At 71.8% G+C, this 9,857-nt stretch carries 12 protein-coding genes and 1 pseudogene; 8 read left to right on the plus strand and 5 right to left on the minus strand.

Annotation, left to right across the window (positions count from 1 at the left end; all coding sequences use genetic code 11):
* The 3 genes from ACLEQD_RS28985 to ACLEQD_RS28995 all read left to right on the plus strand — a co-directional run.
* Positions 1–287 (plus strand): MXAN_5187 C-terminal domain-containing protein (locus ACLEQD_RS28985; protein ID WP_410388435.1); only part of this gene is annotated, 287 nt, incomplete at its 5' end.
* A 13-nt stretch (positions 288–300) separates the two neighbouring features.
* Positions 301–816 (plus strand): KdsC family phosphatase, encoded by a 516-nt coding sequence (locus ACLEQD_RS28990; protein WP_410388437.1) that lies wholly within the window; start codon positions 301–303, stop codon positions 814–816.
* Between the two features lie 191 nt (positions 817–1,007).
* Entirely contained in the window at positions 1,008–1,346 is a 339-nt protein-coding gene (locus tag ACLEQD_RS28995; protein WP_410388439.1) for a hypothetical protein, read from the plus strand.
* A 10-nt stretch (positions 1,347–1,356) separates the two neighbouring features.
* On the opposite strand, the gene ACLEQD_RS29000 is transcribed toward ACLEQD_RS28995, so the two are convergent.
* A complete protein-coding gene (locus ACLEQD_RS29000; RefSeq protein WP_410388440.1) occupies positions 1,357–2,190 on the minus strand; it encodes an SDR family NAD(P)-dependent oxidoreductase in 834 nt (277 codons plus the stop codon).
* Between the two features lie 199 nt (positions 2,191–2,389).
* Here ACLEQD_RS29000 and ACLEQD_RS29005 point away from each other — a divergent pair, with 199 nt between their 5' ends.
* Genes ACLEQD_RS29005 through ACLEQD_RS29015 form a run of 3 tightly spaced genes read left to right on the plus strand, consistent with a single transcriptional unit; the run spans position 2,390 to position 4,310 of the window.
* Positions 2,390–2,620, plus strand: coding sequence for a hypothetical protein (locus tag ACLEQD_RS29005; RefSeq protein ID WP_410388441.1), 231 nt, complete (start codon positions 2,390–2,392; stop codon positions 2,618–2,620).
* Positions 2,617–3,537 carry a tetratricopeptide repeat protein gene (locus ACLEQD_RS29010; RefSeq protein ID WP_410388443.1) on the plus strand — a complete coding sequence of 307 codons (921 nt, stop codon included), beginning with the start codon at positions 2,617–2,619 and terminating at the stop codon, positions 3,535–3,537. Before ACLEQD_RS29005 ends, ACLEQD_RS29010 begins: the two co-directional genes overlap by 4 nt.
* Before the next feature lie 23 nt (positions 3,538–3,560).
* Positions 3,561–4,310 carry an SDR family NAD(P)-dependent oxidoreductase gene (locus ACLEQD_RS29015; protein ID WP_410388445.1) on the plus strand — a complete coding sequence of 250 codons (750 nt, stop codon included), beginning with the start codon at positions 3,561–3,563 and terminating at the stop codon, positions 4,308–4,310.
* Here ACLEQD_RS29015 and ACLEQD_RS29020 read toward each other — a convergent pair.
* From ACLEQD_RS29020 to gloA, 4 genes and pseudogenes are all read right to left on the minus strand, one after another.
* Positions 4,307–4,459 (minus strand): hypothetical protein, encoded by a 153-nt coding sequence (locus ACLEQD_RS29020; RefSeq protein WP_410388447.1) that lies wholly within the window; start codon positions 4,457–4,459, stop codon positions 4,307–4,309. The genes ACLEQD_RS29015 and ACLEQD_RS29020 overlap by 4 nt on opposite strands.
* A 67-nt stretch (positions 4,460–4,526) precedes the next feature.
* Positions 4,527–5,141 (minus strand): annotated as a pseudogene (locus tag ACLEQD_RS29025) (DUF6929 family protein); the annotation flags it as partial.
* Positions 5,142–5,250: 109 nt separating this feature from the next.
* Positions 5,251–6,579 (minus strand): magnesium transporter, encoded by a 1,329-nt coding sequence (mgtE, locus tag ACLEQD_RS29030; RefSeq protein WP_410388449.1) that lies wholly within the window; start codon positions 6,577–6,579, stop codon positions 5,251–5,253.
* A 219-nt stretch (positions 6,580–6,798) separates the two neighbouring features.
* The gene (gene gloA / locus ACLEQD_RS29035; RefSeq protein ID WP_014400399.1) at positions 6,799–7,185 is read right to left on the minus strand and encodes a lactoylglutathione lyase; all 387 of its coding nucleotides are present in this window, start codon (positions 7,183–7,185) and stop codon (positions 6,799–6,801) included.
* Positions 7,186–7,388: 203 nt separating this feature from the next.
* Here gloA and hemL point away from each other — a divergent pair, with 203 nt between their 5' ends.
* The gene (hemL, locus tag ACLEQD_RS29040) at positions 7,389–8,684 is read left to right on the plus strand and encodes a glutamate-1-semialdehyde 2,1-aminomutase (RefSeq protein ID WP_410388450.1); all 1,296 of its coding nucleotides are present in this window, start codon (positions 7,389–7,391) and stop codon (positions 8,682–8,684) included.
* A gap of 22 nt (positions 8,685–8,706) precedes the next feature.
* The coding region (locus tag ACLEQD_RS29045; protein ID WP_410388452.1) for a serine/threonine-protein kinase at positions 8,707–9,857 on the plus strand (1,151 nt) is incomplete at its 3' end.

Below are 9,857 nucleotides of genomic sequence, written 5' to 3' on the forward strand. Positions count from 1 at the left end.
CCGCTCCGCAGCAGCCCGCGCGTCCCGTGGCGGCGGCGGCGCCCCGTCCCGCGGCGGCGGGCCCGGGTGGCGGCATGTCCGACGACAAGCTGCGCGCGGTGTACGACGCGTACGTCACCGCGAAGCGCCGCTGCCAGGAGGACACGTCGAAGCTGTCCTACGAGTCCGTGGCCGCCACGCTGCGCAAGCAGGTGCCGGAGCTGCTCAAGCAGCACAACGCGAAGGGCGTGGAGTTCAAGGTCGTCATCAAGGACGGCAAGGCCTCGCTCAAGGCCGTGCCCAAGTAGCGGAAGGCACGGCATGAACCAGGACCTGGAGTCGCTCAAGGCGCGGGTGGCGCGCCTGTCGGTGATGATCTTCGACATCGACGGCACGCTCACCGACGGGCGCATCTTCTGGGTGCCCAACTCCGGCTGGACGCAGATGTACAGCGTGCGCGACGGCATGGGCATCAAGCGCCTCCAGGAGGCGGGCATCGAGGTGGCCGCCATCTCCGGCGGCGACAGCCTCTCCGCGCAGATGCGCATGCAGTCGCTGGGCCTGCGCCACGTGCACTTCGGCAGCCAGGACAAGGTGGCGCACTTCGAGAAGCTGCTCGCCATCCTCAACGTGTCCGCGGAGCACTGCGGCTACATGGGTGACGAAGTGGTGGACCTGCCGCTGCTCAACGCGGTGGGCTTCTCCGCCACCGTGCCCGAGGCCCCGGACGAGGTGCGCGCGCAGGTGCACTACGTGGCCCAGCGCGCCGCGGGCTTCGGCGCCGCGCGCGAGGTGTGCGAGTTCATCCTGAAGCACCGGACGCGCTCCGCGCCATAAGGGCTCCTTCACGTGCCCAAACGTTCGCTCCTGGAAACGCCTGCCTCCCTGTCGTGAGTCCGGGTTGTCGCTCCCCAGGCCCGTTCCTACCTTGCGCTGCCTGACGGCCGGTGTGTGGCCCGAGACACGAGGGAGGCGACGTGGGGATGCGGCGGAGGTGGCTCGGACTGGCAGCGGCGGTGGGGCTCGCCGTGTCCACGGGATGCGGACAGTCTGCGGAGGATTCCGAAGCGCGGCTCGCGGTCCTGGAGGCCGAGGGCAAGCAGATGGACCAGGCCCTGGACACGGTCGAGGACCGGCTCCTGGGCAGCCAGGGGCGGCTGGCGATGTGGAACGAGCTGGGGCGGCGTCACCAGGCGGTGAGCGCCATCCAGTGCAAGGTGGCTGACGCCCACATCGCCGCCATCCTGAAGCACGAGGACAAGCAGAACCAGAAGGCGCGGATGGTCAAGCAGCGCAACTCCATGGCGTCCGTGGACACCTCCGTGCTGACCTCCCGCAAGGCGCCCGCGCGGCAGCGCAGCAACTGAAGCGCGACGGCTAGCCGGGGATGCGCGCGGTGCGCTCGCGCATGCGCTTCTCCACCGCGATGACGCCCTTCAGGAAGATGCCGGGCGCCAGCCGCCGCAGCCGCCAGAACCAGCGCGCGTCCGCCATGGGCAGCACGTGCGGCGCGCCCCGGTCCACCGCCTTGAGCAGCCGCTCGGCGACCCACTCCGGGCCAATCTTCGACTGGTCCACCAGCTTCACGCTCATGCGGCGCGTCTCCGGGTCGGAGTAGGGCGCCGCCGCGGAGGCGATGTTGGTGCGGAAGAACGTGGGGCACGCCACCGTGACGCCCAGCCCCAGCGGTTGCAGCTCCGCGTAGAGCGTCTCCGACAGCGCGACGACGGCCGCCTTGGACGTGTTGTAGGCCGCCAGGTTCGGCGCGTACACGAGCCCCGCCGCGGACGCGATGTTGAGCACGTGGCCGGAGCCCTGCTTCTTCAGCCGCGGCACGAACGCGTGACAGCCGTGGATGACGCCCCACAGGTTCACGTCCAATACGCGCTTCCACTCCGACAACGGCAGCGTGCCCACCGCGCCGCCCGTGGCGACGCCCGCGTTGTTCACCACCAGGTCCACGCCGCCGAACGCGTCATCCACCGCGCGCGCCAGCGCCTCCACCGCGTCCGCGTCCGTCACGTCGCACGGGTGCACGCGCGCCTCGCCGCCCAGCGCGGTGACGCGGCGGGCAGTTTCTTCCGCGCTGGCCGCGTTCATGTCCGACACCATCACCCGCGCCTGACGGGCCGCCAGGGCTTCACACAGCGCACGGCCAAGGCCACTGCCGGCGCCCGTCACCACCGCGCGAGGACGAGAGGGAAGGCTCATGGTTTCAGGACTCCTGGGAGGTGGGGGAAGAGCGTGACGCGACAGGGCTAGCACGCCCGGCGAAACGCTGGCCATGCACGTGTGCTCGCTTTCCCGCGAATCCCGGCTCCAGACGGGCGGGCAGGCGGGCGCACGGTTCGTGACCCGGGGTCGGAAGTTGGCTAGAACCCGGGCCGTGCAACGCGTCTTGGTGGCAGCAATGGCGGTCGTGGCGGCGGCGCTCCTGGGATGCAACGACCTGGAGAACTGCGGCTCGACGCCGGTGGACATCACCCGCACCGACGGGGGCCTCTACCGTTGCGTGACGTCCGAGGACTGCCCCCGGACGTCGCGCGTCTCCGTGTGCGTGACGGACGTCTCCTCCGAGCGCGAGTGCGTGCGCTGCGACGAGACGCGCTGCCAGCGCCTCATCCCGGAGGCGTGCCAATGACGCGGGGGCTGTCGCGGTGGGCCTGCGTGCTCGCGGTGGGGGCGCTCGCCGTCACGGGTTGCCGCGACAAGCCGGTGGACCACATGCAGCGCGCCCGCGACGCCACCTTCGAGAAGCGTCCGGACGAGGCGCTGGTGGAGTACCGCAAGGCCTACGAGATGCTCCTGCGCGACGAGTCCCCGGAGGCGCTGGTGATGCGCGCCCGGGCGCTCAAGGGCGCGGCGGACGTGTACTGGCTGGAGCAGCGCAAGGTGAAGGAGGCGGTGAGCGTCTACCGCCAGCTCATCCAGCAGTGCCCGGAGTCCCCGGAGGCGCTGGACGCGCGCATCATCCTGGCGGAGCTGCTGCGGGTGCACTACCGCGACCTGCGCGGTTCCATTGATCAGCTCACCGCCGCGCTGCACCGCAACCCGCCGCAGAGCGCGGAGCTGCAGTACCAGGTGGCCAAGACGTACTTCGAGCTGCAGGACTATCCGCAGTGCGAGCTGGAGGCGAAGAAGCTGCCGGACCGCTTCGCCACCAGCCCCTACGTGGACGACGCGCTCTTCCTCCAGGCGCAGGCGCTGGCCATGGTGGAGGGCAAGCGGCAGGAGGCGCTGCGCACCTACGCGGACCTGCGCACGCGCTTCCCGGACTCGGAGCTGGCGCCGTACGCCCTCTTCGAGATGGGCAAGCTGCGCGCGGACGCGGGCGACAACGAGAAGGCCATCGAGACCTGGGTGGAGTGCCTGAAGACGCACCCCGACCCGGCGCTCGTGCAGGACGCCATCGCCCGGGCCCGCCGCCGTCTGGCCAACCTCACGGTGGAGGGCATTGGCAAGAAGGAGGTGGCGTTCGACCGCAGCAAGCAGGCGCGCACCTCCGTGGAAGCCATGGGCGGCAGCGCCGAGGAAGCCGCCCGCGACCGCGGCGACTGACTTCTCGCGTGGGAGACATTCACATGAACGTGCTGGTGACAGGGGCCACGGCGGGCATCGGGCAGGCCATCGCGCGCCGCTTCGTGAAGGAGGGCGCGCGCGTCATCGCCGCCGGGCGGCGGAGCGACCGGCTGGAGGCGCTCCAGGCGGAGCTGGGCGAGCGGCTCCTGCCGGTGACGCTGGACGTGACGGACAAGGCTGCGGTGAAGGCCGCGTTCGCGTCACTGCCGGCGGACTTCGCGCAGGTGGACGTGCTGGTGAACAACGCGGGGCTCGCGCTGGGGATGGAGCCCGCGCAGTCGGCGCGGCTGGAGGACTGGGACGTGGTGGTGGACACCAACGTGAAGGGCCTCCTGTACTGCACGCGTGAAGCGCTCACGGGCATGGTGGCGCGCGACCGGGGGCACGTCATCAACATCGGCTCCATCGCGGGCGAGTTCCCGTACCCGGGCGGCAACGTGTACGGCGCGACGAAGGCGTTCGTGCATCAGTTCACGCTCAACCTGCGCGCGGACCTGCACGGCACCGCGGTGCGCGTGACGGACATCCAGCCGGGCCTGCTGGGCGGCACGGAGTTCTCCAACGTCCGCTTCCGGGGCGACGACGCGAAGGCCGCCGCGCTCTACGACAACACCCAGCCGCTCACGCCCGACGACATCGCGGACACCGTGTACTGGGTGGCCACGCGGCCCGCGCACGTGAACATCAACGTCATCTCCCTGATGCCGGTGGTGCAGGCCTTCGGCCCGCTGCTGGTGAAGCGCGGCGGTTAGCCCGGCACGGGCAGCGCCGCTTCCAGGAGCGGCGCGGGCACCGACGGGTCGTCCGCGTCCGCCACCAGCAGCACGTGGACGCGGCCGCCCTCCACGCGCGCGTCCACGCCCTCCAGCTTCACGGGCACGTCCACCGCGTCCAGGTACACGGGCGTGCCGTCCCGGCGCGAGCACGCCCACCGCCGACCCCGCCACCGGCCCATCCGCCACGCGGTCGCGGGACGCCTCCGCCGTGGCGGTGAACACCACGCGCCCGTCCGGCAGCGGCGACGCGTCCGTGAAGGACAGCCGCACGCCATTCGCCTCGCCCAGCTCCCAGCGGCGCACGGTGCGCACCGCCTCCGGCCCCAGCACGCCCGCGTCCAGGCTGGCCAGCACGCGGTCCAGGTCCAGGTCCACCAGCGCGTCCACGCCGCCTTCGCCGTTGCCCCGGTTGAGCAGCCGCAGCCGCTTGCCCGCCACCGCCGCGCCCTCCACGTTGAGCGCCACCAGCTCGCGCTCCAGCTGCACGTAGAGCGACGTGCAGTCCACCGTGCGCGGCGCTCCCGCGAGCGTGCCGTCCGCGTTCAGCGCCAGCACCGACGCCCGGCGCCGCGCGGGCGTGGACCCCGAGGGCAGCGCCAGCAGCGCCCCGTGCGCGAACGACGCGGACGGGCCCAGCCGGCACAGCGCCTCCAGGTCCGGCTTCGCCGCCTTGCGCGCCGCGTGCGCGTCCGGCAGCTCCCCGGCGAAGAGGCGCACGGTGTGGCCGGGCGCGTCGCCCACCGCAGGGAACACGGCCAGATGGAGCGCGTCGTCCGCGACGACGTAGAGCCAGTCCCCCGCGCGCACCAGGCCGCTGGCGGCGGAGACGTGCGCGGGACGCCCGGGGCTTCGGGCGCCGCGAGGGTGAGGGTGCGGCGGAGGGTGGTGGGAATCATGGGGCCTCGAGCGTCGCCGACTACAGCAGCGTGCCGCGCAGGAAGAGGCTGGCCGCCGTGAAGTAGATGACGAGTCCGGACACGTCCACCAGCGTGGCCACGAAGGGCGCGGACGCGCTCGCGGGGTCGAAGCCCACGCGCCGCAGGATGAACGGCAGCATGGAGCCGGACAGCGTGCCGAACATCACCACGCCCACCAGCGACACGCCCACCGTCAGGCCGATGACGAACGCATGGTCGCCGTAGCTGTGGAACAGGGCCTGCCACGCCATCACGCGCAGGAAGCCCACCAGGCCCAGCACCGCGCCCAGCGCCAGGCCCGTGGACAGCTCCCGCCGCGCCACGCGCCACCAGTCCTTCAGCCGCATCTCCGACAGCGCCAGCGACCGGATGATGAGCGTGGTGGCCTGGCTGCCGGAGTTGCCGCCGGAGCTGATGATGAGCGGGATGAAGAGGCTCAGCACGACGGCGCGGGCAATCTCGTGCTCGAAGTAGCCCATGGCCGTGGCGGTGAGCATCTCCCCCAGGAAGAGCACCATCAGCCAGCCGGCGCGCTTCTTGAGCATCGCCAGGAAGCCCACGTCGAAGTAGGGCGCGTCCAGGGCCTCCATGCCGCCGACCTTCTGGATGTCCTCCGTGGCCTCCTCCTGGACGACGTCCACGATGTCGTCCACCGTCACGATGCCCTTCATGCGCCGCTGTTCGTCCACCACGGGCATGGCCATGAAGCTGTGCTCGGAGAAGGTGCGGCTCACCGCCTCCTGGTCCGTGTTCTCCGCCACGGTGATGACGTCGCGAATCATCACGTCCGCCACGCGCTTGTCCGGCGCGGCCTGGAAGAGCTGGCGCAGGGACAGCACGCCCTGCAGCCGCTGCTCCGCGTCCAGCACGTACGCGTAGTAGACGGTCTCCACCTTCTCGCGCGCCTGCTTGCGCAGGTAGCCGATGGCCTCGTCGATGCTCATGTCCGGGCGCACGCGGGCGAAGCGCGGGTTCATGAGGCCACCCGCGTCGTCCTCCGCGTACGCCAGCAGGACGTTCACCTCGCGGCGGCTGGCGTCGTCCAGCTGGGACAGGATGGTGTCCACCTGCTCCGGCTCCACGGCCTGGACCAGGTCGGCCAGGTCGTCCGGGGGGAGCAGCCGGACCCAGGTGCGGCGCTCGCCGGGGGGGAGGCTGAGGATGAGCTCGCCCTGTTCGCGCGCGCTGAGGCCCAGGAAGAAGTCGTCCGCCACGGCCGCGGGCAGCAGCCGGAAGCCCTCCAGGCGCTCGTCCACGGACAGCACCGCCCAGGCCTCGTGGAGTTCGTCGGGGGACAACGCGTTCTGGCTCTGGGGACTCTCCACCATGGCGACGGCCTCGGAAGAAGGGGGGGAGGGTGCGCGCCTCGCTGCATCGCGCGCGGGCCTCTCTACACCCCTGCCGGGGGCGCGGCGAGCGGAAGGCGCGAAACATCGCGCTTAAATCGCGTCCGCCTGCCTGGTCCGTTCAGCCGTCCCCAGAGTCCGCCGGGGACCTGGGCCTGCCTGCCCATGCGGCCCGTGTTGGTGGGTGGGCGGCCAGGTGGGTCAGGCCTTCTGCTGGATGAGCTCCACCTTGTAGCCGTCCGGGTCCTCCACGAAGGCGATGACGGTGGTGCCGTGCTTCATGGGGCCGGGCTCGCGGACGACCTTGCCGCCGGCCTGGCGGATGGCATTGGCGGTGGCGTGGATGTCGCTGACGCCCAGGGCGATGTGGCCGTAGGCGGAGCCCAGCTCGTACTTCGCCGTGTCCCAGTTGTGGGTGAGCTCCAGCGCGGGGTGGGTGTCCTCGGGGCCGTAGCCGACGAAGGCGAGGGTGAACCGGCCGTCCGGGTAGTCCTGGCGGCGCAGCAGCGTCATGCCGAGCACGCGGGTGTAGAAATCGAGCGACTTCTCCAGGTCGCCGACCCGGAGCATGGTGTGGAGGATGCGCATGCGGTGGCTATAACCGCCCGCGTCCGCCGGGTGAAGCCACGCGTGACGGCCCCGGCCAGGGGTGACGAGCCGGTAACGGACGGCCTCCCATGAGGGGGAAGCCCGCCGCCGTGCGGGCAGGCGTCCGCTCGGGGGTGAAAAGGCGACACCGGAGGCCCACGCGGGGCAGGGCCGGACGTCCGGCGCGTGTTATGGAACCCGCCATGAAACACGCTCAAAGCCAGGCCCTCTTCGCCCGTGCGCAGGCGCGCATCCCGGGTGGCGTGAACTCTCCGGTGCGTGCCTTCCGTGGCGTGGGAGGCGACCCCGTCTTCTTCAAGGAGGGCTCCGGCGCGTGGCTCACCGACGTGGACGGCAACCGCTACGTGGACCTGGTGGGCAGCTGGGGCCCGCTCATCCTGGGCCACGCGTACCCGCCCATCGTGGAGGCCATCCTGGAGGCCGCCCGGCGCGGCACCACCTTCGGCGCCCCCGTCGCCGCGGAGGTGGAGTTCGCGGAGCTGCTCTGCGCGACCGTGCCCTCCGTGGAGAAGGTGCGCCTCGTCTCCAGCGGCACGGAGGCCACCGTGGCCGCCATCCGCGTGGCGCGCGGCTTCACGGGGCGCGATTACATCCTCAAGTTCGAGGGCTGCTTCCACGGCGCGGGCGATCCGTTCCTCGTGAAGGCGGGCAGCGGCGTGGAGACGCTGGGCCTGCCGGACTCGCCGGGCGTGCCGTCCGCGCTGGCGGCGCTCACGCTCACCGCGCCCTTCAACGACCTGGAGGCCGTGGAGCGCATCTTCCAGGAGAAGGGCAAGGACATCGCCTGCGCCATCATCGAGCCCGTCGTGGGCAACATGGGCGTGCTGGTGCCGCGCCCCGGCTTCCTCGAAGGGCTGCAGGCGCTCTGCCAGAAGCACGGCGTGCTCTTCGTGCTGGATGAGGTGATGACGGGCTTCCGGCTCGCGCGGGGTGGAGCGCAGGAGCTGTACGGACTCAAGCCGGACCTCACCACGATGGCGAAGGTGGTGGGCGGCGGCATGCCGCTGGGCGCGTACGGCGGCCGGCGCGACATCATGGCCAGGGTGGCGCCGGAGGGCCCCGTGTACCAGTCCGGCACGCTGTCCGGGAACCCGGTGGCGGTGGCGGCGGGCATGGCGTGCGTGAAGGCGCTGGCGGCGCCGGGGACGTACTCGCGGCTGGAGCACCTGGGCCTGCTGCTGGAGGAGGGCTTCCGCGCGGAGGCGAAGGCGGCGGGCGTGCCGGTGACGGTGAACCGCGTGGGCAGCATGCTCACGGTGTTCTTCACGGCGGAGCCGGTGTTCGACTACGCGTCCGCGAAGAAGGCGGACACGGCGAAGTTCGGGCGCTTCTTCCACGCGATGCTGCAAGAAGGGGTGTACCTGCCGCCCAGCCAGTTCGAGGCGGCGTTCGTGTCGCTGGCCATCGGCGAGCCGGAGGTGGCGCACGTGCTCGCCGCGGCCCGCAAGGCGTTCCGCGCGCTTGGCGACGCCCGTTGAACCGGAGGCCCTGACCGGGCCCGTGCGCTTCGGTCCCTACACCCTCGTGCGCCGCATTGGCGCCGGGGGGATGGGGGAGGTCTTCCTCGCGCGCGAGGAGGGCGTGCGGCGCGCGGTCGTCGTGAAGAAGGTGCTGCCGGGGCTGGTGGACAGCCGGCAGTTCGTGGGGCGCTTCCGCGACGAGGCCCGCGTGGTGGTGCGGCTGGCGCACCCGAACATCGCGCGCGTGTACGCGATGGGCGAGGTGGACGGGCAGCTGTTCCTGGCGATGGAGTACGTGCTGGGCAAGACGCTCAGCCGGCTCGCGTACCGCCTGCGGCAGCGTCAGCGGATGATGCCCCTGGGGCCGCTGCTGCAATTGGGACAGCGGCTGTGCGAGGGGCTGGCGTACGCGCACGACGCGACGGACGAGGAGGGGCACCCGCTGCACCTGGTGCACCGCGACCTGTCCCCCGCGAACGTGTGCGTGAGCTACGCGGGCGAGGTGAAGATCATCGACTTCGGCGCGGCGCAGTCCACGCTGAAGGAGCAGCAGACGGCGCCGCGCGTGGTGATTGGCAACCTCACGTACATGGCGCCGGAGCAGGCCCGCAAGCGCACGGTGGACCGCAGGGCGGACCTGTACGCGGTGGGCGTGGTGCTGTGGGAGTTGTTCTCGTGGAAGCCGCTGTCGCAGCGGGGAGACCCACTGGAGCGCTGGCGGCGCGCGGCCTATCCGCAGTGGGAGCCGGCGGCGCGCCACCGGCCGGACCTGCCGCGCGCGGTGGACGCGTTCCTCGCGCGGGCGCTCGCGTCCGAGCCGAACGACCGCTTCCCCACGGCGACGGCCATGGTGGAGGCGCTGGGCGCGCTGAAGGAGAAGCTGGCGCCCAGCGTGACGGATCAGGACCTGGTGCGGCTGATGTCGGCGGCCTTCCCGCGCGAGAAGGTCATCGAGCAGCAGGTGCTGGACGGCTTGTTGCGCGAGCAGCCCGAGCGCGCGAGCACGCGGCAGGAGTTCCCGTCGGTGCTCGCGCCGCCTGGGGCGCAAGACGCGGCGGAGGCGCTCCGCGCGCAGGAGGACATCGCGACGGAGGCGCTGGACGCGGCGAAGCTGCGGCAGGCGGAGCTCTCCAGCGTGGGCGAGGCGACCGAGGCGCTGGACGCGGCGAAGCTGCGGCAGGCGGACGTTCG

This window comes from Corallococcus sp. 4LFB, from assembly GCF_046520365.1.
In the GTDB taxonomy this organism is placed as follows: domain Bacteria; phylum Myxococcota; class Myxococcia; order Myxococcales; family Myxococcaceae; genus Corallococcus; species Corallococcus caeni.